The 22,964-nt window shown below is 72.1% G+C and carries 21 protein-coding genes; 5 read left to right on the plus strand and 16 right to left on the minus strand.

Going from position 1 to position 22,964, the window contains the following annotated elements; genetic code table 11:
• Positions 1 to 45: 45 nt before the first annotated feature.
• Both lipB and lipA read left to right on the plus strand, forming a co-directional pair.
• On the plus strand, positions 46 to 729 hold the full coding sequence (lipB, locus tag QUG93_RS02310; protein ID WP_434533069.1) for a lipoyl(octanoyl) transferase LipB: 684 nt from the start codon (positions 46 to 48) through the stop codon (positions 727 to 729).
• Entirely contained in the window at positions 726 to 1,709 is a 984-nt protein-coding gene (gene lipA / locus QUG93_RS02315) for a lipoyl synthase (protein WP_289471990.1), read from the plus strand. Before lipB ends, lipA begins: the two co-directional genes overlap by 4 nt.
• Positions 1,710 to 1,809: 100 nt before the next feature.
• Here the strand turns inward: lipA and QUG93_RS02320 are convergent, their stop codons facing one another.
• Both QUG93_RS02320 and ftsY read right to left on the minus strand, forming a co-directional pair.
• Positions 1,810 to 1,968 (minus strand): DUF4175 domain-containing protein, encoded by a 159-nt coding sequence (locus QUG93_RS02320; RefSeq protein WP_137767577.1) that lies wholly within the window; start codon positions 1,966 to 1,968, stop codon positions 1,810 to 1,812.
• Between the two features lie 90 nt (positions 1,969 to 2,058).
• Positions 2,059 to 2,928, minus strand: coding sequence for a signal recognition particle-docking protein FtsY (gene ftsY / locus QUG93_RS02325; RefSeq protein WP_289471991.1), 870 nt, complete (start codon positions 2,926 to 2,928; stop codon positions 2,059 to 2,061).
• A 214-nt stretch (positions 2,929 to 3,142) separates the two neighbouring features.
• Between ftsY and QUG93_RS02330 the strand changes: the two genes are divergently transcribed.
• The gene (locus QUG93_RS02330) at positions 3,143 to 4,171 is read left to right on the plus strand and encodes a TerC family protein (RefSeq protein ID WP_289471992.1); all 1,029 of its coding nucleotides are present in this window, start codon (positions 3,143 to 3,145) and stop codon (positions 4,169 to 4,171) included.
• Between the two features lie 247 nt (positions 4,172 to 4,418).
• On the opposite strand, the gene QUG93_RS02335 is transcribed toward QUG93_RS02330, so the two are convergent.
• The 7 genes from QUG93_RS02335 to QUG93_RS02365 all read right to left on the minus strand — a co-directional run bounded on the left by QUG93_RS02335 (position 4,419) and on the right by QUG93_RS02365 (position 13,629).
• Positions 4,419 to 8,207 carry a chromosome segregation SMC family protein gene (locus QUG93_RS02335; protein WP_289471993.1) on the minus strand — a complete coding sequence of 1,263 codons (3,789 nt, stop codon included), beginning with the start codon at positions 8,205 to 8,207 and terminating at the stop codon, positions 4,419 to 4,421.
• 33 nt (positions 8,208 to 8,240) lie between these two features.
• Positions 8,241 to 9,212: a bifunctional DNA-formamidopyrimidine glycosylase/DNA-(apurinic or apyrimidinic site) lyase gene (gene mutM / locus QUG93_RS02340; RefSeq protein ID WP_289471994.1), complete on the minus strand. Its 972-nt coding sequence runs from the start codon at positions 9,210 to 9,212 to the stop codon at positions 8,241 to 8,243.
• A 4-nt stretch (positions 9,213 to 9,216) separates the two neighbouring features.
• Positions 9,217 to 9,942, minus strand: a complete 726-nt coding sequence (gene rnc, locus QUG93_RS02345; RefSeq protein ID WP_289471995.1) for a ribonuclease III — start codon at positions 9,940 to 9,942, stop codon at positions 9,217 to 9,219.
• Positions 9,943 to 9,955: 13 nt separating this feature from the next.
• A complete protein-coding gene (gene rpmF / locus QUG93_RS02350; RefSeq protein WP_058728177.1) occupies positions 9,956 to 10,159 on the minus strand; it encodes a 50S ribosomal protein L32 in 204 nt (67 codons plus the stop codon).
• Positions 10,160 to 10,202: 43 nt separating this feature from the next.
• The gene (locus tag QUG93_RS02355) at positions 10,203 to 10,775 is read right to left on the minus strand and encodes a YceD family protein (RefSeq protein ID WP_353067751.1); all 573 of its coding nucleotides are present in this window, start codon (positions 10,773 to 10,775) and stop codon (positions 10,203 to 10,205) included.
• A gap of 58 nt (positions 10,776 to 10,833) precedes the next feature.
• Positions 10,834 to 11,328, minus strand: a complete 495-nt coding sequence (gene coaD, locus QUG93_RS02360; RefSeq protein ID WP_289471996.1) for a pantetheine-phosphate adenylyltransferase — start codon at positions 11,326 to 11,328, stop codon at positions 10,834 to 10,836.
• Between the two features lie 90 nt (positions 11,329 to 11,418).
• Entirely contained in the window at positions 11,419 to 13,629 is a 2,211-nt protein-coding gene (locus QUG93_RS02365) for an ATP-dependent DNA helicase RecG (RefSeq protein ID WP_289472064.1), read from the minus strand.
• A gap of 179 nt (positions 13,630 to 13,808) precedes the next feature.
• Here QUG93_RS02365 and QUG93_RS02370 point away from each other — a divergent pair, with 179 nt between their 5' ends.
• A complete protein-coding gene (locus QUG93_RS02370; protein ID WP_289471997.1) occupies positions 13,809 to 14,369 on the plus strand; it encodes an RsmD family RNA methyltransferase in 561 nt (186 codons plus the stop codon).
• A gap of 221 nt (positions 14,370 to 14,590) precedes the next feature.
• Here QUG93_RS02370 and thiL read toward each other — a convergent pair whose 3' ends face one another.
• A complete protein-coding gene (thiL, locus tag QUG93_RS02375) occupies positions 14,591 to 15,577 on the minus strand; it encodes a thiamine-phosphate kinase (RefSeq protein ID WP_289472065.1) in 987 nt (328 codons plus the stop codon).
• Between the two features lie 34 nt (positions 15,578 to 15,611).
• Here thiL and QUG93_RS02380 point away from each other — a divergent pair, with 34 nt between their 5' ends.
• Positions 15,612 to 16,097, plus strand: a complete 486-nt coding sequence (locus QUG93_RS02380; RefSeq protein ID WP_289471998.1) for a DUF3515 family protein — start codon at positions 15,612 to 15,614, stop codon at positions 16,095 to 16,097.
• A 141-nt stretch (positions 16,098 to 16,238) separates the two neighbouring features.
• On the opposite strand, the gene QUG93_RS02385 is transcribed toward QUG93_RS02380, so the two are convergent.
• From QUG93_RS02385 to leuC, 6 genes are all read right to left on the minus strand, one after another.
• Positions 16,239 to 17,336, minus strand: coding sequence for a D-alanine--D-alanine ligase family protein (locus tag QUG93_RS02385; RefSeq protein WP_289471999.1), 1,098 nt, complete (start codon positions 17,334 to 17,336; stop codon positions 16,239 to 16,241).
• A 32-nt stretch (positions 17,337 to 17,368) separates the two neighbouring features.
• Positions 17,369 to 18,382 carry an NAD(P)H-dependent glycerol-3-phosphate dehydrogenase gene (locus tag QUG93_RS02390; RefSeq protein ID WP_289472066.1) on the minus strand — a complete coding sequence of 338 codons (1,014 nt, stop codon included), beginning with the start codon at positions 18,380 to 18,382 and terminating at the stop codon, positions 17,369 to 17,371.
• Positions 18,383 to 18,473: 91 nt separating this feature from the next.
• Positions 18,474 to 19,325 (minus strand): lysophospholipid acyltransferase family protein, encoded by an 852-nt coding sequence (locus QUG93_RS02395; protein ID WP_289472000.1) that lies wholly within the window; start codon positions 19,323 to 19,325, stop codon positions 18,474 to 18,476.
• Between the two features lie 4 nt (positions 19,326 to 19,329).
• Positions 19,330 to 20,697, minus strand: coding sequence for a UDP-N-acetylglucosamine 1-carboxyvinyltransferase (gene murA, locus QUG93_RS02400; RefSeq protein WP_289472001.1), 1,368 nt, complete (start codon positions 20,695 to 20,697; stop codon positions 19,330 to 19,332).
• Positions 20,697 to 21,293 carry a 3-isopropylmalate dehydratase small subunit gene (gene leuD, locus QUG93_RS02405; RefSeq protein WP_289472002.1) on the minus strand — a complete coding sequence of 199 codons (597 nt, stop codon included), beginning with the start codon at positions 21,291 to 21,293 and terminating at the stop codon, positions 20,697 to 20,699. Before leuD ends, murA begins: the two co-directional genes overlap by 1 nt.
• On the minus strand, positions 21,293 to 22,765 hold the full coding sequence (gene leuC, locus QUG93_RS02410) for a 3-isopropylmalate dehydratase large subunit (protein WP_289472003.1): 1,473 nt from the start codon (positions 22,763 to 22,765) through the stop codon (positions 21,293 to 21,295). The genes leuD and leuC overlap by 1 nt, the downstream gene beginning before the upstream one ends.
• Between the last annotated feature and the right edge of the window lie 199 nt (positions 22,766 to 22,964).

The raw sequence follows: 22,964 nt of genomic DNA on the forward strand, positions 1-22,964 counted from the left end.
ACAGGTTGTTGGACTGCGTCCAGGAACCGATGTAGCGTGCTCGACGTGCCCCAGCTCGAGATCATCCGGTGGCCAGGCCTCCTCGCCTACGAGGAGGGCCTCGCCGTGCAGCGGGCGTACCACGCGGACGTCGTCGCGGGGCGGTCCCCCGGAGCGGTCGTCCTCTGCGAACACCCGTCCGTCTACACCGCGGGCAGGCGGACCGAGCCGTCCGACCTGCCGACGGACGGCTCCCCCGTCGTCGACGTCGACCGCGGCGGTCGCATCACCTGGCACGGCCCCGGGCAGCTCGTCGCGTACCCGATCGTGCGCCTGCCGGAGCCGCTCGACGTCGTGGCGTGGGTGCGCGACCTCGAGCAGGTCGTCCTCGACACGGTGACCGCCGTCGGACTCACGGCCGAGCGGGTCGCGGGTCGGAGCGGTGTGTGGCTCCCCCGCCCGGACGGCGGCCCGTACGACAAGGTCGGGGCGATCGGGCTCCACGTGGCCGAGGGGGTCTCGAGCCACGGCATCGCCGTGAACTGCGACAACGACCTCACCCCGTTCGCCGCGATCGTGCCGTGCGGGATCGCGGACGCCGGCGTCACCACCCTGACCCACGCGACCGGACGGCACGTGACGGTCGACGAGGTCGCCGCCGTCGTCGGACCCCGGATCCAGCAGGCGGTGGACGGCATGCACGCCGGGACCCGCATCAGCAGCACCACGCGACAGGAGGTCGCCGCATGACCCTCGCCCCCGAAGGCCGACGGATGCTCCGGGTCGAGGCCCGCAACGCCGAGACACCGATCGAGACCAAGCCGGCCTGGATCAAGACCCGGGCGACCCAGGGCCCGGAGTTCCGCGAGCTCTCCGCCCTGGTCCGCGACAAGCAGCTGCACACCGTCTGCCAGGAGGCCGGCTGTCCGAACATCTTCGAGTGCTGGGAGGACCGCGAGGCCACCTTCCTGATCGGCGGCTCGCAGTGCACCCGACGGTGTGATTTCTGCCAGATCGACACCGGCAGGCCCGAGCCGCTCGACCGCGACGAGCCCCGTCGCGTCGCGGACTCGGTCGCCGAGATGGGCCTGAAGTACGCGACCGTCACCGGCGTCGCCCGCGACGACCTCGAGGACGGCGGCGCCTGGCTGTACGCCGAGACCATCCGCGCGATCCACGAGCACTCCCCCGGCACCGGCGTCGAGATCCTGGTCCCCGACTTCACCGGACGCCCCGACCAGCTCGCGCAGGTGTTCGACGCCCGCCCCGAGGTCTTCGCGCACAACGTCGAGACGGTCCCGCGGATCTTCAAGCGGATCCGTCCGGCGTTCCGGTTCGAACGCTCCCTCGACGTCATCACCCAGGGGCGCGATGCCGGACTCGTGACGAAGTCGAACCTGATCCTCGGCATGGGCGAGGAGCGGCACGAGGTCGTCGACGCGCTCGAGCAGTTGCACGAGGCCGGCACCGACATCATCACCCTGACGCAGTACCTCCGTCCGTCCCCGCGGCACCTGCCCGTGGCGCGCTGGGTGCAGCCGGAGGAGTTCGTCGACCTGCGCGAGATCGCCGAGGACATCGGTTTCTCGGGCGTGCTCGCCGGCCCGCTGGTGCGCTCGTCCTACCGCGCGGGCCGGTTGTGGGCCCGCGCGACGGTGGCACGCGGCGGCACGGTGCCGCCACACCTCGCCCACCTGCTCGAGGCGACCCCGGGTCGTCAGGCCGTGTAGGGCGGTCGACGGCACCACACGACGGACGGGAGGCCCGGTACCAGCTGGTACCGGGCCTCCAGTCCGTCAGGTGGTCACGTCGTGACGTGACCGGCGGTCGCTACGCGCGACCGCGGATGCTCCGGAGGAGCCAGCCGATGACCGCCAGCAGGATGAGCACGATGCCCACCCAGAGCAGGAACTTCAGCGCACCGACGAAGATGCCGCTGAAGAGCAGGACGAGGCCGACGATGATCGCGATGATCAGCAGTGCGGGCATGAGGGTCTCCAATCCCTGGAACGAGACCGAGCGGATGCCCGGGCCGTCGGAGACGCTACTCGCCGCGCGCTGACGACGTTCGCTGCTGCCTCAGCCGACGAGGTTCTGCACGAACACGTGCGGCGTGAAGCCCGTCAGGTCGTTGATGCCCTCGCCCTGGCCGATCAGCTTGATCGGGATGCCGGTCTTCTCCTGCACGCTGAGCACGAACCCGGCCTTCGCGGAGCCGTCGAGCTTCGTGATGACGAGGCCGGTCACGCCGGCGCCCTCGATGAACGCCTGCGCCTGGGCCAGGCCGTTCTGCCCCGTGGTGGCGTCGAGCACGAGGAGCACCTCGGCGATCTCGGTCTGCTTCTCGACCACGCGCTTGATCTTGGTCAGCTCGTCCATCAGCCCGGCCTTGGTGTGCAGCCGGCCGGCGGTGTCGATCACGACGATCTCGGTGCCCTCGCGGATCGCCTTCTCGACGGTCTGGTAGGCGACGGATGCCGGGTCCTGCCCGGGCTGGGCCGGTCGGACGACGTCGACGCCGGCGCGCTGTGCCCACGTCGCGACCTGCTCGACCGCCGCCGCGCGGAATGTGTCCGCCGCCCCGACGAGGACCGTGCGGTCGTACGTCTTGAGGAACTTCGCGAACTTGCCGATCGTGGTGGTCTTGCCCACGCCGTTCACCCCGACGACGAGCACGACGGCCGGACGGTTGCTGAGCTTGAGGGTGGTGTCGAGCTTCGACAGACGCTCCTCGAGGACCTCGCGGAGCATGCGCTGCAGGTCGGCGGGGTCGGTCGTGCCGTACCGGTCGACCCGTGCGTGCAGGTCCTCGATGACCTCGTCCGCGATGTCCGGGCCGAAATCCGCACCGATCAACGCGGTCTCGAGGTCGTCCCACGTGGTCTCGTCGATGGTCTTCCGCTGGAACAGGCCGCGGAGACGGGTGGACAGTGACCAGGAACTCGCCATGCTCCCAGCTTAGGGCGCGGCGCGTGGGAGCCGAGCCCGCTATCCTCGATCCCTGAAGGGGAGTACTCCACTTCGGCGCACCCGTCAGTACGGTCTGGGACGATCCAGACCCGGGACGCCGGTCGTGTCGGACCGTTCGGTCGACACGGCGGAGGAGACCTTCAGGCATCGGCGTACCCGCACACCGGGACGCCCCGAACCTGAAGGACATCCATTGGACGTTCCCCTCTTCGTCTGGCTCCTCACCATCGCGGGCATCCTCGCGCTGCTGGTCTTCGACTTCTACTCGCACGTCCGCACCCCGCACGTGCCGCACATCAAGGAGTCGGCGTTCTGGTCGGCGTTCTACGTCGGTCTCGCGATCCTGTTCGGTGTCGGCATCCTGGTATTCGGCGGCGGACAGGCTGGCGGTGAGTACTTCGCCGGCTGGTTGACCGAGAAGGCCCTGTCGGTCGACAACCTGTTCGTCTTCCTCATCATCATGTCGAGCTTCGCGGTGCCGAAGGAGTTCCAGCAGAAGGTCCTGCTGGTCGGTGTCGCCATCGCACTCGTCGCCCGAGGCGTCTTCATCGCCCTCGGCGTCACGATCATCGAGAACTTCTCGTGGGTGTTCTACCTGTTCGGCGCGCTGCTCTTCTGGCTCGCCTGGTCGCAGGCGCGCAGTGGGAACGACCACGGCGCCGAGGAGGGCGACTCCCGGCTCATCCGTGTCCTGCGTCGCGTGATCCCGACCACCGACGACTACCACGGCGACAAGCTCACCGCGAAGGTCGACGGCAAGCGCCTCTTCACGCCGATGCTGCTCGTCATGGTCGCGATCGGCCTGACCGACGTGCTGTTCGCGCTCGACTCGATCCCCGCGATCTTCGGTCTGACGCAGGACGCCTTCATCGTGTTCACCGCGAACGCGTTCTCGCTCCTGGGTCTGCGCCAGCTGTACTTCCTCATCGCGGGGCTGCTCGAACGCCTCATCTACCTCGGCCAGGGCCTGGCGGTCATCCTCGCCTTCATCGGTGTGAAGCTCGTCTTCCACGCCATGCACGTCAACGAGCTGCCGTTCATCAACGGCGGCGAGCACATCGAGTGGGCGCCGGAGATCCCGATCTGGTTCTCGCTGAGCTTCATCGCGCTGACGATCGCCGTCGCGACGGTCGCGTCGCTGGTGGTCTCGAAGAAGCGCCAGGAGCGCGGCCTGACGCCGACGGGCGAGCCGCGGGAGCCCGTGGAGGCCGACGCGAAGTAGTCGCGACGGTCTGCGGACGGGCGCGCCCCGCTCAGCGGCAACGCGAAGCGTTGCGCGGGGCGCGCCGACCGAGCCTGCGAGGGAGGACGGTGCCAGCTGGCACCGCGCCTCCCGTCCGTCTCGGCGCGCACCCCGAGACTCGCTCCCGCGGACGGTTTCGCGTCGTTCCGATCGCGAAGGTGTCCGCCGGGCCGAGTCTCGCCGTGCGGCCGCGGGCGCGACGCGCGCCAGCGCGGCGCGGGCGCGGCTACGCGACCGCGTCGGCGGGCTCGCGCCGCTGCACGCGCTGCCCCACCACCGCGGACACGCCGTCCTGCCGCATCGAGACGCCGTAGAGCGCGTCGGCGATCTCCATCGTGCGCTTCTGGTGCGTGATGACGATGAGCTGCGAGGACTCGCGCAGCCGCTCGAACACGGTCAGCAGCCGGCCGAGGTTCGCGTCGTCGAGCGCCGCCTCGACCTCGTCCATGATGTAGAACGGCGACGGGCGCGCCGTGAAGATCGCCACGAGGAGCGCCACCGCGGCGAGCGACCGCTCCCCGCCGGACAGCAGGGTGAGGCGGTCGATCTTCTTGCCGGCGGGCTTCACCTGCACGTCGAGCCCCGTCGCGAGCATGTCGTCGGGGTTCGTCAGCGTGATCGACCCGGTGCCACCCGGGAACAGGATCGGGAAGATGACGTCGAACGCGGCCTTCGTGTCGTTGTAGGCGGCCTCGAAGATCGTCTGCATCTTCGTGTCGAGCTCCTCGATGATCGTGAGGAGGTCCGTGCGCGTCTTCTGCAGGTCGTCGAGCTGCTCGGCGAGGAACGCGTGCCGTTGCTCGAGCGCCTGGAACTCCTCGAGCGCGAGCGGGTTCACCTTGCCGAGTCGACCGAGGTCCCGCTCCGCCGCCGCGAGCCGCTGCTCCTGCTCGGCACGGACGTACGGCACCGTCTCGACGTCGGCCGGGTCGACCTCGTCGGTGGCGTCGAACTCGGGCAGCGCGGGGCCACCAGGCAGCGTCGACTCGGCGTCCACGAGTGCGGGGAAGTCGGCGTCGTCGGCGTCCCCGGACCCGGCGGCCGCGGTGTCGGCGCCAGCCGCTCCGGCGACGACATCGGCCGCTCCGACAACGGCCGCTCCGGCGTCGGCTGCTGCGGGTTCCGCGGCCGCCACTGCCGCCGCGCGTTCCCGCTCGGCCTCGCGGTGGCGCCGCGCGAGCACCCGCGGATCGACGAGCACGTCCACCGGCACCGGCACGTCCGGCCCGTACTCGGCGACGAGCACGGCCTCGCCGAGGCCGAGCTCGCTCTGCGCCCGGTCGAGCACGCCGGACACGTGGAGCCGCTTCTCGTAGATCTCCATCTCGAGCGAGTGCACCCCGTCGGTGACGGTCTGGAGCCGGTCGCGGAGCTCGCGCTCCTCGTTCCGGATCACCTGGAGCTCGGTGTTGCGCTTGGTGCGCTCCGACTCCTCGGTCGCGAGCCGCACGCGGGCCTCGGCGAGCGAGCGGTCGACCGCGCCGAGCACACCGGGCAGGTCGGCCAGCACGCCCTCGGCGACGGCGATCTGCCCGCGGCGGATCACGGCGAGCCGCGCGGCTTCCTCGGCCGCGGCCCGCTCGGCCTCGAGCTGCCGCTGCAGTCCGGCGGCGCGGTTCCGTTCGGAACGGGCGCGCTCCCGGACGGTCTCGACCTGGATCCGTTGCTCGATCTCGTCGGCCCGAGCCGCATCGAGCGCGTCCTGCAGGGCGGGGCGCTCCGACGCGTCGACGACGGGCCGCGGCTGCTCGGCGAAGGCCCGCTGGGCGGCTTCGGCTTCGGCCACGGCTCGGTCGGCCGCCTCGACGGCGCCGTCGGTCTCGGCGAGGGCGCCACGGAGCCGCTCGACCTCGGCCGCGGCGTTCTCCGCCTTCGCCCGGGTCGACGCACTCGACCGGTCGTACTCCGCCTTCGCCGCCGTGTACGCGCGGTGCGCGCGGTCGGCCTCCTCCGCCCGGCGGCGTGCGTCGTCGACGGCGGTGCGCGCGGCCTGGAGGCTCGTGGCCGCGTCCGCCGCGTCGGTCGCGACCACGTCGCGACGGCCCTGCGCGTCGTCCCGCTCGGCCACGAGTTCGATGCGCGACACCGTGCGGGCACCGCCGCCGGTGACACGGACCGTGCGGACGAGGTCACCGGAGCGCGTCACGACCGTCGCCTGCGGGGCGGCGGCGAGCACGGCCTCCAGGTCGACGTCGTCGTCCACCGCCACCAGCGTGGTCCGCAGCACCGTCGTCAGTGCTGCCGGGCCCTGCACCAGGTCGAGCGCCGGCCGGACGCCGGCCGGCAGCGTGCCGGGCAGTGCGGGGCCGTCGACGGTCGCGTCCGCGACGACGACGTCGACGCGGCCGAGGTCGGCGTCGCGCGCGTGCGCGATCGTGTCGAGGGCGGTGCCGCGGTCGGCGGCGAGGACCGCGTCGGCGAGCCCGTCGAGCGCCGCGGCGATCGAGCCCTCGAACCCGGGCTCGACGGTCAGCGCGTCGGCGAGGCGGCCGAGCACGCCGTCGCGCCGTGCGTCGATGACGGCCTGCGAGCCGTCGCGGACGTCGATCGACATGCCGAGGGCGGCGACCCGGGCGTCGAGGGCGTCCCGCTCGCGTTCGAGCCCGTGCAGGCGGTCGCGCAGGGCGTCCCGCTCGGTCTGCGCGGTCTCGAGCGCCTCGCGTGCAGCGTCGTGCGCCGCCGCGAGGGCGTCCACGTCCACGCCCTCGGCGGGGTCGACGCCGACCGCCTCGAGCGCTGCGGCGGCTCGGGCGGCGCGTTCCTCGGCCTCGGCCAGGGAGCGTGCTCGGCGGTCACGGTCGGCCACGACGGAACCGCGCCGCGACCGCGCGACGTCCACGGCGCCGCCGAGGCGCTGGGCCTCGAGGTCGTGCTGCGAGACGAGCGCCGCCTGCGCCGCGATCTGCTCGTCGAGGGCGTCGAGCCGGGCCCGGGCCTGCTGCACGGCAGCGGCTGCGGCACCGGACCGCGCGGCCATCTCCGCGGCGCGGGCGTCGAGCCGCTCGGCCTCGGCACGGACGCCCTGCACCCGCTCGGGTGTGATCGTCGGCCCCTGCTGCGGGGCATCGGCCTGCTGCGCGAGGAACATCAGGCGTTGGTTCGCCAGGCTCGACAGCCCACGCAGGCGCTCCTGCACGCTCTCGAGCCGGTGCACCACCGTCCGCGCACGGTCGACGTCGTCGCCGACCATGCTCTGCTCGACCTGCTGCTGGCGGGCACGGGTCTGGTCGAGGCGCTCCTGCAGGACGATCCGCTCGGACTTCCGGCCGGCCTCGACCTCCTGGTGCTCGTGCAGCTCGCGGCGCAGCCGGACGACGTCGTCGGCGAGGATGCGGGCCTTGGCGTCACGGGCGACGGCGGCGACGGACTGCGCCTTCCGCGCGACCTCGGCCTGCCGGCCGAGCGGCTTGAGCTGCCGCCGGATCTCCCCGGCCAGGTCGGACAAGCGGGTCAGGTTGGTCTGCATCGCGTCGAGCTTGCGGAGCGTCTTCTCCTTGCGGCGTCGGTGCTTGAGGATGCCGGCGGCCTCCTCGATGAAGCCGCGACGGTCCTCCGGCGTGGCGTGCAGCACCTTGTCGAGCTGCCCCTGCCCGACGATGACGTGCATCTCGCGTCCGAGGCCGGTGTCGCTCAGGAGCTCCTGCACGTCGAGCAGTCGGCAGTTCTCCCCGTTGATCGCGTACTCGCTGCCGCCGTTGCGGAAGAGCGTGCGCGAGATGGTCACCTCGGAGTACTCGATCGGCAGCAGGCCGTCGGTGTTGTCGATCGTCAGGAGCACCTGCGCACGACCGAGCGGTCCCCGGGTCGAGGTGCCGGCGAAGATGACGTCCTCCATCTTGCCGCCGCGGAGGGTCTTCGCGCCCTGCTCCCCCATCACCCAGGCGAGCGCGTCGACGACGTTCGACTTGCCGGACCCGTTCGGGCCGACGATGCAGGTGACCCCGGGCTCGAACGCGAACGTCGTCGGCTGCGCGAAGGACTTGAACCCCTTGATGGTCAGGCTCTTCAAGTACATGGCGGGACTCCGGCTGCTCGGTTGCGCGTCAGGCTAACGCCTGCGCTGCCGCGGGGCGGGCTGGCACACGGGGCAGCGGTGGCTCGACCGGTTCATGAAGGCCTCGCGGACGATCTCGGTGCCGCACCGGGGGCACGGCTGACCCTGCTGCCCGTACACGGCGAGGCGCTGCGAGAAGTACCCCGACTGTCCGTTCACGTTGACGTACTGCGCGTCGAAGCTCGTGCCGCCGTCCTCGAGCGCGCGTGCGAGCACGCTGCGGACCTCGGCGAGCAGCCGGTGCACGTCCGCCCGGGGCAGGCGCTCCGCGGGACGGTCGAAGTGCAGCTTCGCGGCCCACAGCGACTCGTCCGCGTAGATGTTGCCGATGCCGCTCACCACGCCCTGGTCGAGCAGGACGCGCTTGATGCCGCTCGAGCGCTTCCGGGCCATCGCCACGAAGCGGTCGTCGTCGAACGCCGGGTCGAGCGGGTCCCTGGCGATGTGCGACACCTGCGTCGGGATGCTGCGGCGCCAGGCGGCGTCCGGGTCCCGTTCGTCGACCGCGCCGGCCGAGCCCGCGGGGGCGCCGTCGACCGTCGGCACCATCGTGTCGATCGCCATCGATCCGAACGTGCGCTGGTCGACGAACTCGAGCTCGACCGGTTCCTCCGGCGTGCCGTCGCGGTCGGTGCCGGCTGGCTGCACGTCGATGAGGATGCGCCGGTGCTTCGCGACCTCGCGCCCGCGGCCGAGCAGGACCTGCCCGCTCATGCCGAGGTGGGTCACGAGTGCTTCGGGTCGGTCCCCCACGCGCTCGGGGACGAGGGGGAACCACATGAACTTGCCGCGGCGGACGGCGGCCGCGATCGTGCGACCGGTCAGTCGTTCGACGAAGTCCTCCGCCGGACCGTCGTGCCGGGTCAGGGCCCGGTCGTCGACGACCTCGACGTGCCGCACCCGCGCGCCGCTGACGGCGGGTTCGAGGCCGGCGCGGACGACCTCGACCTCGGGGAGTTCGGGCACGCGGTCAGGCCGCCCGGCCGGACAGCCGCGTCCACGCCTCGAGCGCGGCGGCCATCTCGGCGGTCTTCTTGCTCGAGCCCGAGCCGGTCGAGACGTCCTCGCCCTGCAGCACGACCGTGGCGTGGAACGTCTTGTCGTGGTCAGGACCCTCTTCGGTGACCCGGTACGCGGGGTTGCCGAGGGACAGGCTCGCGGCGAGCTCCTGCAGGCTCGTCTTCGGGTCCATCGCGGCGCCGAAGCGGTCCGGGTCGACCAGCAGCGGCTCGACCAGACGCAGCACGAGCGCAGTGGCGTCGTCGGGGCCCGCGGACAGGTAGGTCGCACCGATCACGGCCTCGACGGTGTCGGCGAGGATCGATGCCTTGTCGCGGCCGCCGGTCTGTTCCTCGCCCTTGCCCAGGCGCAGGTAGGAGCCGAGGCCGATCATGCGGGCGATCTCGGCGAGGGCGACCGTCGAGACGAGGCTGGCGCGCCGCTTGGCGAGCTCGCCCTCGTCGAGGTCGGGGAAGGACCGGAAGAGCTTCACGGTCACGGCCTGGCCGAGGATGGAGTCCCCGAGGAACTCGAGGCGCTCGTTGTGCTTGATCCCGCCGTGCTCGTACGCGTACGAGCGGTGGGTCAGGGCGAGCTGGAGCAGCTCGGGGTCGAGGTCGACGCCGAGGATGCCCTGCAGACGAACGACGTCCGACCCCACGGGGCGGGACCCCGCGGCGCCGGACGTCGCTGTCATGTGCGGTGTCCGATCAGACGTCGGCGACCTTGCGGCCCTTGTACTCCATGTACAGGGCGGTGCCGGCCGAGTCCTCGACGACCTTCGCGCGGTGCGGGAGGCTGTAGGTGACCTTGCCGTTCTCGATCGTCTTCACGAGCTGGACCGGCGCGGCCTTCCACTGCGATCGACGGGCGTGCGTGTTCGCACGGGACTGCTTGCGCTTGGGAACGGCCATGGTGGTTCTCTTTCGGTTGGTCGGTGGTCAGGGTCGAGGTGCGTCAGGCCGTGCGGCCGTCGCCCTCGGGGCTCTGGGTGGTGCTGCTGTCGTCGGACTCGGTGCCCTGGAAGCCGGTCAACGCGGCCCAGCGCGGGTCCAGGACCTCGTGCACGGGGTGCTCGTCGAGGTCGGCCAGTCGCTCACCCGTCACCGGGTCGAGTCCTGGGCAGTCCGGTCGGCAGACCGGCTGGAACGGCAGCGACAGCACCACCGCATCTCGAACGACCGGTTCGCAGTCCACGTGGTCATCGCGAACGAAGAAGTCGAAATCCTCCGAGACATCGTACGCGAACAACTCGGCGAAATCGACCTCGACCGGTTCGCTGATGTCGATGAGGCACCGCGAGCACTCGCCCGTGGCCTCGGCCGAGGCGTGGCCGGAGACGAGGACACCCTCGTGCAGCCCCTCGAGCTTGAGGTCCAGGTGCATCGCAGCGCCCGCGCGCACGGCGATCACGCCGGCGCCCATCGCGTCCGGCACCTCGATGTCGAGCGAGTGCTCGCGCATCTCGCCCGGACGGTGCGCGAGGTCACGCACGCGCAGGGCGTAGGGGCTGTTCACGGGGGAAGACACGATCGACGAGTCTACCGCGATCCGCGACGGACGTCGAGGACGCCCGGATCGCGGCGTGTCAGCGCCCGAGGTGCTCCGCCAGCGCGTCCGCGACCACGCCGGGCACGTACGGGGTGACGTCGCCGCCGAGCGTCGCGACCTGGCGGACGAGCGAACTCGACACGTGTGCGCGCGACGCGTCGGGGAGCAGGAACACGGTCTCGACGTCCGCGAGGTGCCGGTTCATGATCGCCATCGGGGTCTCGTAGGCGACGTCCTCGCCGGAGCGCACGCCCTTGACGAGCACGCCGGCGCCGACCTGGCGGCAGTAGTCGACGAGCAGCCCGGACGTCCACTCACCGACGCGCACGGTGTCCGCCACGCCGACCTCGGCCAGGGATCGCTCGATCAGCCGCACCCGGTCGGCGGCGGTGAACATCGCCGGCTGCTTGTCGGGGTTGTGCACCACGAGCACGTGCACCTCGTCGAACAACCGGGCGGCGCGGCCGATCACGTCGAGGTGCCCGAGGGTCACGGGGTCGAAGGAACCGGGGACGACCGCGATCTGTGCCATGCCCGCGACGATACCGGCGGCCCGGTGTCAGTCCGTGTCGAGACCGGTGTCGGTTGTGCCGAGGGCGTGTCCGTCCGTGCCGCGGCCGGGTCAGTTCTTCCCGAGGAAGGCCGCGTCGGACTCGTCGAGCCGACGCGCCAGGGCCTCGCGCAGGGCGGGGTGGTCCCGGAGCTCGGGGTCGGGCTCGAGGACCCGCTCGGCCTCGCCCCGGGCGTCGACGATCAGGTCGGCGTGCTCGACCACCCGGAGGAGGTTGAGCGAGGAGCGCCCACCCGACTGCCGCTCGCCGAGGACGTCGCCCTCGCGCCGGAGCTCCAGGTCGACACGCGCCAGCTCGAAGCCGTCGTCGGACGCCGCCACGGCGTCGACGCGCTCGCGTGCGGTGGTCTCGGCCTCGGCCGTGGTGACGAGCAGGCACACGCCGGCGTACCGCCCACGGCCGATGCGACCGCGGAGCTGGTGCAGCTGCGAGACGCCGAACCGGTCGGCGTCGAGGACCGCCATCATCGACGCGTTGGGCACGTCGACACCCACCTCGATCACGGTCGTCGCGACGAGGACGTCGACCTCCCCCGCGGCGAAGGCGGTCATCACGCGGTCCTTGTCCTCTGCCGCCATGCGGCCGTGCAGGACCTCGATGCGGCGCCCGTCGAGCACCGGCATCGCACGCATCCGCTCCGCCGTGGCGAGGACCGTGGCCGGAGCACGCCGCGGTGCCTCCGCGCCCTCGGCCGTCGGGTCGGCGTCCGGGGCAGGGCCGCCGTCGTCCTCGGCGTGGGCGTCGTCGATCGCCGGGCAGACCACGAACGCCTGGCGCCCCGCGGCGAGCTCCTCGGCCATCCGGCTCCAGATGCGGCCCTCCCACCCGGGGTGCTCGGCGAGGCCGACCGCGAAGGTCTCGACGCCCGCGCGGCCCGACGGCAGCCCGGTGATCGTCGACACGTCGAGGTCGCCGAACACCGTCATCGCGACGGTGCGCGGGATCGGCGTCGCCGTGAGCACGAGCACGTGCGGCGGGGTCGCGCCCTTGGTGCGCAGGGCCTCGCGCTGCTCGACGCCGAAGCGGTGCTGCTCGTCGACGACGACCAGGCCGAGCTCGGCGAAGTCGACGCGGTCGCCCAGCAGGGCGTGCGTGCCGACGACGAGCCGCGAGCTGCCGGACGCCGCGGCGAGCAGGGCCCGGCGTCGCTCGTCGGTCGACTGGGACCCGGTGAGGATGACCGGTCGGAGCTCTGCCGCCAGGTCGGGCCCGAGGAACTTCACGATCGAGCGGAGGTGCTGCGCGGCGAGCACCTCGGTCGGGGCGATGAGCGCCGACTGCCCGCCGGACTCCGCCACCGTGAGCATCGCCCGGATCGCGACGAGGGTCTTGCCGGACCCGACCTCGCCCTGCACGAGCCGGTGCATCGGCCACTCCCCTGCCAGGTCGTGCGCGATCTCGCCGCCCACGGCCCGCTGGTCGTCGGTCAGCGTGAACGGCAGCGAGGCGTCGAAGCGCTCGAGGATCCCGCCGGGGGACGCCGTCCGCCGGGTGGCCGCGGTCGCCCGGGCCGCGATCCGCCGCTGCACGAGCGCCGTCTGCAGCACGAACGCCTCGCGGTAGCGCAGGGCGTCCTGGGCGCGCTTGAAGTCGGCGACCTTCTCCGGGCGGTGCAGGAGCTCGAGCGCGCGACGGAACGGCACGAGCCCGAGCCGCGTCCGCGCCTGTGCCGGGATCGGGTCCGGCAGGTCGGGCAACGTGTCGAGGACGACGGCGATCGCCTTCGCGATCTGCCACGAGGTGAGCGAGGCCGTCGCCGGGTAGATCGGGATCGGCTGCCGCGACCACCGGATCGCCTCCTCGTCCTCGGGGTCGGCGGTCGCGCGGGGGTCGTCGCGCTCGAAGAGCTCGTAGTCGGGGTGGGCGAGCTGCCGCGCGCCCCGGTAGTCGCTGACCTTGCCGGCGAAGATGCCGCGCGCGCCGGGCACCAGGTCCTTCGTGCGCCACCCCTGGTTGAAGAACGTGAGCGTCAGGAGGCCCTTGCCATCGCCGATCTTCGCCTCGAGGATCGAACCGCGCCTGGCGCGCATGGTCCGCTCGCGCACGTCGATCACCTCGGCGACAATGGTCACGGACTCGCCGATCGCGAGCGAGTCGAGCGCCGTCAGGGCCCCGCGCTCCGCGTACCGGCGGGGGGCGTGCTCGAGGAACTCGCCGACCGTGCGGTAGCCGAAGGCCTTCTCGATCGCCTTCGCGGTCCGCCCGCCGAGCACGCCCCCGAGCCGGGCGTCGAGGGGCGCGGGACCGAGGTCCGGCGGCACCGTCGGTACCGCGGTGTCGGAGGTGTCGGAGGTGACCACGCGACCACGGTACCGGGCGCGTCCGACGCGCACAGCGCCTCCCGGCCGCCCTGTGGAGACCGCGCGGACCGGCACCGACCGCACGGACCCGCTGGACCGGAGCGACCGGTGGGGGCCGCGCACGCCGCTACGGTGGCTGCATGACCCGCATCATCGCCGGCGCCGCCGGTTCCACGACGCTCCGGGTGCCGAAGTCCGGCACCCGGCCGACGAGCGACCGCGTGCGGGAAGCCCTGTTCTCGTCGCTCGGCGCACGCGGGCTCGTGGAGGGCACCTCGGTCGCGGACCTCTACGCCGGGACGGGAGCACTCGGGCTCGAGGCGGCGTCGCGCGGGGCCGCGGAGGTCGTGCTCGTCGACCGGGCGTCCGCCGCGGCGCAGGCGTGCCGGGCGAACGCGAAGGCGGTGCAGCAGCGGGTGCCCGGCGTCCGGATCGACGTGCAGCCGCAGCCGGCGCTCGGGTACCTGCGGAGCACGGTGCGCACCTTCGACCTGGTCTTCATCGACCCGCCGTACGACGTCGCCGAGCAGGAGATCGCCGACGTGCTCGAGGCGCTCGTGCCGCGGTTGACCGCCGGCGCCGTGGTGGTGGTCGAACGGAGCAAGCGCTCCCCCGAACCGACGTGGCCGGCCGGGCTCGAGCCGTTCAGCAAGCGCAGCTACGGCGAGACCGTGGCGTGGGAGGCCGTCACGCCTGCCTGACCCGGTGCGGCTGTGGGTGCCGGCGCGCGCGGCTCGCGCGACACCGCGCGCGTCGATCGACACGCGGAACGTCGGGACATGCGCCCGGAGTCGATGCAGGTGCATCGTGCGACACGGCGCACGTCGATCGACGCGTGGAACGTCGCAGACGGCGTGCGTGCTCCCGCAGGGCGGCTCGAGCCCGCAGCCGACGGCCGGGAGGCCCGGTGCGGCTCCGGCGGTCAGCCCGCGGCACCGTCCCAGTCGGCGTACGGGTCCCACCCGGTCGTCGGGACCGGCTCGCCGTCGCGGACCAGGTCAGCGTCGCCGCGGGCGACGACGAGGCCGAGCCGCCGGAAGCCCCCGGGCAGCGCGACGTGCGGCGGGAAGGTCGCCAGCAGGCCGTGGTCCTCGCCGCCGTGCAGCGCGACCGCGTCGAGCTCGGGCAGCGGGTCGAGCGCGAGCGACACCCCGCTGGCGCGGGCGAGTCGACCGGCGTCGATCGCCAGGCCGTCGGACAGGTCGAGCATCGCCGTCGCACCCGCCGCGGCCGCGTGCACACCGTCAGCGATCGGCGGGACCGGGCGGCGCTGCCGGTCGACGTCCGGGTCCGCGTCGGCGCCACTGGCCACGGTCACGGCCCGCGACGGCTCCCGGTGCTCGTCGACGCCGTCGCGGAACAGCCGGGCGAGGCCACGCGCCGCCCGCCCGAGTTCGCCGGACACCGCGAGCACGTCCCCGACGTGGGCACCGGAGCGCAGCACCGGACCTCGTCCGCCGAGGTCGCCGAACGCCGTCACCGAGACCGTGAAGGTGGCCGAGGTCGACAGGTCGCCGCCGACGACCCCGCAGCCGGGCGACAGGGCGTCCACCGCCTGCCGCACTCCGTCGGCGAAGGACTCGAGCACCGCGACCGGCGTGTCCTGCGGCGCGGCGAGGGCGATCACGAGGCCGCTCGGCGTCGCACCCATCGCTGCGACGTCGGACAGGTTCGTCGCGGCGGCCTTCCACCCGACGTCCGCGGGTGAGGACCACGCCCAGCGGAAGTCCGGTCCGTGCACCATCATGTCCGTCGTGACGACGAACCGGCCGTCAGGCGCCGCGACCACCGCGCAGTCGTCACCGGGGCCGAGCACCGGCGCGCCCGCGGGCAGCCGGCGGACGATCCGGTCGAGGACGGCGAGCTCCCCCACCTGTCCCACGGTCGGTCCTGCCCAGGCGTCGTCCATCTCGTCCACGCCCGCAACGGTAGCCTGGACCGCGATGGACACCGCGCGCCGACCCCTCCGCTGGACCGCGATCGCGGGCGTCGCCGTGGCACTCGCCACCGGCCTGACCGGGTGCACGAACGCCGTGTCGATGGCCTCCGCGCCCTCGGCGGACTCCGCCGCGTGTGCCGCCGTGCAGGTCCGGCTCCCCGCGACCGTCGGGAACGACCTGCCGTTGCGGAACACGAACGCGCAGTCGACCGCCGCGTGGGGCGACCCGGCCGCGGCGCTGTACCACTGCGGGGTCGCGGTCCCGACGGTCTCCGACCTGCCGTGCTTCAGCCAGGGCGGCGTCGACTGGATCCGCGACGACCGCGGCGAGCAGGTCGTCTACACGACCTTCGGCCGCTCCCCCGCGGTGCAGGTCGTCATCGACTCGACGAAGACCACGAACCAGGTCGTGCAGGACCTGTCCGACGTGGTCTCGATCCTGCCGAAGGACGGACACGAGTGCCTCGACCCCTCGGACGTCCAGGGCTGACGCCACGACGCCCTGCCGAGACTCGGTTGGGCACCGCCGAGACTCGGGAACAGCGACAGGTCTCGGGCGCCGGAGCGCGAGGAGTGTCGCTCAGACCGAGCCTCGGGCAGGCCGCCCCGCACGCGCAGCGGCCCACGCGCGTCAGCGGACCGCGGTGCGCCCCAGCTCGATGAGCTCCGTGACGAGCTCGCCGTAGGAGACGCCCGAGGCCGCCCAGCAGCGCGGGTACATCGACAGCGGGGTGAACCCCGGCATGGTGTTGACCTCGTTCACGACGAAGCCGTCGTCCGTCAGGAAGCAGTCGACGCGCGCCAGACCGGCGCCGCCGATCGCCTCGAAGGCACGGGCGCCCACCGAGCGGATCGCCTCGGTCTCGTCGTCGGTCAGGGGTGCGGGGCAGAGGAGTGCCTCGTCACCGCCCAGGTACTTCGACGCGAAGTCGTAGAAGCCGTCCTCGGCGACGACGATCTCGCCCGGCAGGCTCGTGCGCGGCACGCCGTCGCGGCCCTCGAGCACCGCGACCTCGACCTCGCGGCCGACCACGCGCGGCTCGACGATCACCTTCGCGTCGTGCTCGAACGCCAGCTCCATGGCGGCAGCGAGCTGCGACGGCTCGTCGACCCGCGAGACGCCCATGCTCGACCCGGCCCGGGCCGGCTTCACGAAGAGCGGCCAGCCGTGCACCGCGACGGACTCCGCGACGGCGTCGGGGTCGGCGGTCCACTGCCGACGGAGGACGGTCGTCCAGGGGGCGACCCGCAGTCCGGCGTGCTCGAGCACGGCCTTCGCAGTGTGCTTGTCCATCGCCAGCGCACTCGCCAGGACGCCGTCGCCGACGTAGGGCAGCCCGGCGACCTCGAGCATGCCCTGCACCGTGCCGTCCTCGCCGAACGGGCCGTGCAGGATCGGGAACACCACGTCGACAGCGATCGTCTCGACCGAGCCGTCCGGGTGCGAGACGACGAGCTCGTTCGTCGCGGGCGACGTCGGGAACGCCACACGGGTACCGTTGTCCGGCACGACGGGCAGTGCCCCGTCGCGCAGCGCCCACTGCGCGGGGTCGTCCGCCTGCAGTGTGAACGCGCCCTCCTTCGTGATGCCGATCGGCACGACGGCGTAGGCCGACCGGTCGACGACGTCCATGATGCCGCCGGCCGTCACGCAGCTGATCTCGTGCTCACTGGACCGTCCACCGAACAGCACGGCGACGGTCGTGGGGGCAGGAGCGATCGTGGGCATGGGAGTCCCCTCGGAGGTCGGGAGCGGACCGGTCACTCGCCCTGGGGCTCGTCGGTCTCGGTGAGGTGCGGCGCGATGTTGCGCGGATCGAGCCTACCGGCGAGGACCTCGGCGACCTGACCCACGATGGGCATGTCGACGCCGTTCGCCGACGCGAGCTCCAGGATCGGTGCGACGGACGCCAGGCCCTCGGCGGTCTGGTTCATCTGCCGCACGACCTCGTCGAAGCGGTACCCCTGACCGAGCAGCCGTCCGGCGGTGTTGTTCCGCGAGAGCGGCGACTGGCACGTCGCGATGAGGTCACCGAGGCCGGCGAGCCCGGACAACGTCGACGGCTGCGCACCGAGGGAGACCGCGAAGTCGGTCATCTCGGCCAGGCCACGGGTGATGATCGAGGCCTTCGTGTTCTCGCCGTACCCGACACCGTCGACGATGCCGATGGCGACCGCGATGAGGTTCTTGAGCACGCCGCCGAACTCGGTCCCGATGACGTCGGTGTTCGTGAACGACCGGAAGTAGGGGTTCGTCGCGACCGCCGCGACCGCCGTGGCGGTGTCGATCGACGTCGACGAGACCACGGCGGCGGTCGGCTGCCGCCGGGCGATCTCGAGCGCCAGGTTCGGGCCGCTCGCGACGGCGATCCGGTCGCGGTCGATGCCGAGCCCCTCGTGCAGGACCTCGCTCATCCGCAGGCCCGTGGCCTTCTCGACACCCTTCATCAGGCTGACGACGGGGACGCCCTCCGGCAGCAGCGGGGCGATCGCGGACAGGTTCGACCGGAGCGACTGCGACGGCACCGAGACGTACACCTGCTCCGCGCCGTCGAGCACGGCAGACAGCGAGGTCGAGGCCGTGAGCGTGCGCGGCAGGTTGATACCGGGCAGGTACTCCGAGTTCCGCTTCGTCTCGGTGATCTCGCGCGCGACCTCGGGGCGGCGTGCCCAGAGCACCGTGGTGGCGCCGCCCTCGGCGAGGACCTTCGCGAACGTGGTCCCCCAGCTGCCGGCGCCGATCACGGCGACCCGCGGCTTGTCGGTGGACTGCATCACCACGCGGATGGCGGCGGTGTCCACCGCGCCGGGCGCGGCGACGACACGGTCCGGGTGGTCGTCGTGGGGGCGCAGACCCGGGGCGTGCTCACTCAAAGCGGCCCGTCTCCTTCTGGTTGTTGGCCGCCGGGTCCCAGCGGGTCGCCGGAGCCGGCTCGCCGCGCAGTTCCTCGAGCAGCTCGGTGATCCGCTGCATCACGATCTCCGTCGCCTCGAGCAGCATCTTCTGGTCGAGCGGACGTCCGCGGTACGCCGACAGGTCGACGGGGTCGCCGACGATGACGTCGACGCGCGAGGGCGGGAAGAGCCGGAGCTTCTTCGAGTAGCGCGCCATGATCCGCTGCGTGCCCCAGTGGGCCATCGGGATGATCGGCACGTCGTTCTCGAGCGCGATCCGCACCGCACCGGTCTTGCCGCGCATCGGCCACAGGTCGGGGTCGCGGGTGAGCGTGCCCTCCGGGTAGACGATGATCGCGCCGCCCTGCTCGACGAGCGATCGACCGCCGCCGAGCGGGTCGCTCATCCGAGTGCGTCCGGACCGTTCGACCGGGATCTGCCCCATGCCCGTCATGAGCTTGCCCACGACCGGCACCTTGAAGATCGACGCCTTGGCGAGGAACCGCGGCGCCCGGCGTGACAGCCACACGGCCGTGCCCACCACCAGCGGGTCGATGTTCGTGAAGTGGTTGGGCGCGAGCACGAACGCGCCGTCCTCGGGCAGCCGCTTCGGTCCGTGCCAGTGGTACCGGGCGGAGAACCGGAAGATCGGGATGACGACCGACGCGGTGATGCGGAACGCGGGGTTCAGCTCCCCGCGGCGCCACCGGCGCCCCGGTGTGGGCAGTCCCGTGGTGACCTGCGCGGCGGACGCACGCCGCGCCTCCAGGCCGTCACCGGGCCGGTCCGACGACGGGTCCGGGTGACGAGGCGAGCCCGACACGCGCCTAGCCCGCGAAGTCGAAGTCGGCGCCGAGCTTGCGGAGCTTCGGGATGAAGTGCTCGTAGCCGCGGCTGATGATGCCGACGTTCGTGATGTGCGACTCGCCCTCGGCGGTCAGCGCCGCGATGAGGTGGCTGAAGCCGCCGCGCAGGTCGGGGACCCGCACGTTCGCGGCGTGCAGCGTCGTCGGACCGGTGATGACGGCGGCCTGCTCGAACGGCCGGCGGGCGACGCGACGGTCGTGCCCGGGCAGTCCCTCCTTGTGCACGACGATGTCGGCACCCATCTCGTTGAGGGCGTCGGTGAAGCCGAAGCGGTTCTCGTAGACGGTCTCGTGCACGATGCTCGTGCCCTCGGCCTGCGTCAGCGCGACCACGAGCGGCTGCTGCCAGTCGGTCATGAACCCGGGGTGGACGTCGGTCTCGACGACGACCGGGCGCAGCGTCTCGCGCTCCCGGTAGAAGCGGATGCCGTCCTCCTGGATGTCGAACCCGCCGCCGACCTTGCGGAAGACGTTGAGGAACGTCATCAGGTCCTGCTGGTCCGCGCCCTCGACGAAGATGTCGCCGTTCGTCGCCAGTGCCGCGGAGGCCCAGCTCGCGGCCTCGTTGCGGTCGTTGATCGCCCGGTGGGTGTAGCCGCGGAGCGACTCGACGCCCTCGATGAAGATCGTGCGGCTCGGCTCGACCGTGACGATCGCGCCCATCTTCTGCAGGATGGCGATGAGGTCCATGATCTCGGGCTCGATCGCCGCGTTGCGGAGCTCGGTGACGCCCTCGGCGAGGACCGAGGAGAGCAGGACCTGCTCGGTGGCGCCCACGCTCGGGTACGGCAGCTCGATCTTCGCGCCCTTGAGCCCGTTCGGCGCCGTCAGGTGGATGCCGTTGAGCTGCTTGTCGACGACGGCGCCCATCGCACGGAGGGCGTCGAGGTGGAAGTCGATCGGACGGTCGCCGATGCGGCAGCCGCCGAGGTCGGGGATGAAGGCCTCGCCGAGCTTGTGCAGCAGCGGGCCGCAGAACAGGATCGGGATGCGGCTCGAGCCCGCGTGCGCGTCGATCTCGGCGAAGTGCGCCGACTCGACGTTCGCCGGGTCGAGGATGAGCTCGCCTCGTGCCGGGTCCGTGATCCGCACGCCGTGCACCTCGAGCAGGCCGCGGACGACCTTGACGTCGGAGATGTCCGGGACGTCCTTGAGGATCGACGGGGTGTCGCCGAGCAGCGACGCGACCATCGCCTTCGTGGCGAGGTTCTTCGCGCCGCGGACCTCGATGCGTCCCACGAGCGGCTTGCCGCCCCGGATGACGATCTCGTCCGACTTGAGGCCGACACGGGCCCCTGCTGCTGCTGCGTCCTGTACGAGGGAGTTCACTACTTCACCGGCAATGTCTTCGGCCGCCATCGGGAGCGGCGGGATTCGAACTCCGTGATCGCGGTCTCGTCACGGAGGGTGAGCCCGATGTCGTCGAGCCCTTCCATCAACCGCCAACGAGTGTAGGCGTCGATCTCGAAGGGCACGTCCACCGCGCCGAGCGACACGCGCTGTGTCACCAGGTCGACCGTCGCCTCGATGCCCGGGTTCGTCGCGATCTCGGCCCACAGCCGCTCGACTTCCGGTTCGGTCACGATCGCCGTGACCAGGCCCTGCTTGCCCGCGTTGCCCTTGAAGATGTCCGCGAAACGGGGTGAGACCACGACCTGGAACCCGAAGTCGCGGAGTGCCCAGACGGCGTGCTCACGGCTCGACCCGGTGCCGAAGTCCGGACCGGCGACGAGCACCTGGGCGCCCTGGTAGACGGGCTGGTTGAGCACGAAGTCCGGGTCCTGCCGCCACCCGGCGAACAGGGCGTCCTCGAAGCCGGTCTTCGTCACGCGCTTGAGGTAGACCGCGGGGATGATCTGGTCGGTGTCCACGTTCGAGCGCTTGAGCGGCGCGGCGATCCCCGTGACGGTGGTGATCTTGTCCATCAATTGGCTCCTTCAGCGGTCGCGGCCGTCGCGGCGGCGTCGTCCGTCACCGTTGCGATCGCATCGTCGGTCTCCAGGTCCCACGGGCTCGACAGGGTGCCGCGGACCGCGGTGGCGGCGGCGACGAGCGGGGAGACCAGGTGCGTCCGGCCGCCCTTGCCCTGGCGGCCCTCGAAGTTGCGGTTCGAGGTGCTCGCGCAGCGCTCCCCCGGGGCGAGCTGGTCGGGGTTCATGCCGAGGCACATCGAGCAGCCGGCGAACCGCCACTCGGCGCCGAAGTCGGTGAACACCTTGTCGAGCCCCTCGGCCTCGGCCTCGAGCCGGACCCGGGCGGACCCCGGCACGACCATGACCCGGACGCCCTCGGCCTTCTGACGGCCCTGGATCACCGAAGCGAAGGCCCGGAGGTCCTCGATGCGCGAGTTCGTGCACGAGCCCATGAAGACCGCGTCGACCGCGATGTCCTTCATCGGGGTGCCCGCTGCCAGGTCCATGTACTCGAGCGCGCGCTGGGCTGCTGCCTGGTCGTTCGGGTCCGTGTAGTCCGACGGCGACGGGACGGACTCGGACAGCGAGACACCCTGGCCCGGGTTGGTGCCCCAGGTGACGAACGGCTCGAGCTCGTCGGCGTCGATGAACACCTCGGCGTCGAAGACCGCGTCGTCGTCGGTCGACAGGGTGTCCCAGTACGCGACGGCGTCGTCCCAGTCCTGGCCGGTCGGGGCGTGGTCGCGGCCCTGCACGTAGTCGTAGGTGGTCTGGTCGGGGGCGACCATGCCGGCGCGGGCACCGGCCTCGATCGACATGTTGCAGATCGTCATGCGTCCCTCCATCGAGAGGGAGCGGATCGCCGATCCGCGGTACTCGAGCACGTAGCCCTGGCCGCCACCGGTGCCGATCTTCGCGATGACGGCGAGGATGATGTCCTTCGCCGTGACGCCGGGACGCAGGGTGCCCTCGACCGTGATCGCCATCGTCTTGAAGGGCTTCAGCGGCAGGGTCTGCGTCGCGAGGACGTGCTCGACCTCGGACGTGCCGATGCCGAACGCCATCGCGCCGAAGGCGCCGTGGGTGGAGGTGTGCGAGTCGCCGCACACGACGGTGACGCCGGGCATGGTCAGGCCCAGCTGCGGACCGACCACGTGGACGATGCCCTGCTCCTTGTCGCCCAGCGAGTGCAGGCGGACGCCGAACTCCGCGCAGTTGCGGCGCAGCGTCTCGATCTGGGTGCGGCTGGTCGGGTCCGCGATGGGCCGGTCGATCGCGAGGGTCGGGGTGTTGTGGTCCTCGGTCGCGATGGTCAGGTCGAGGCGGCGGACCGGGCGGCCGGCCTGGCGGAGGCCGTCGAACGCCTGCGGGCTCGTGACCTCGTGCACGAGGTGGAGGTCGATGTAGAGGAGGTCCGGGTTCCCGTCCTCACCCTTGACCACGACGTGGTCGTCCCACACCTTCTCGGCGAGCGTCTTTCCCATCGGGTACGACCCTTCCTCGTTGACGTCGATGCGCCGCTCCCGCGGCTCGGTCCGGTGAGTCTAGCAGGTTGGTATACCAACGCGGGTCGAGTGCTCCGACGGGGTGCGCGACGGACGGGAGGCGCGGTGCGGGCCCGCCACGCGCCTCCCGTCCGACGGTCGGTCACGTCGGCGACACCTGTCGCGGTGGGAGGATGGA

The organism is Curtobacterium caseinilyticum (assembly GCF_030363035.1).
In the GTDB taxonomy this organism is placed as follows: domain Bacteria; phylum Actinomycetota; class Actinomycetes; order Actinomycetales; family Microbacteriaceae; genus Curtobacterium; species Curtobacterium caseinilyticum.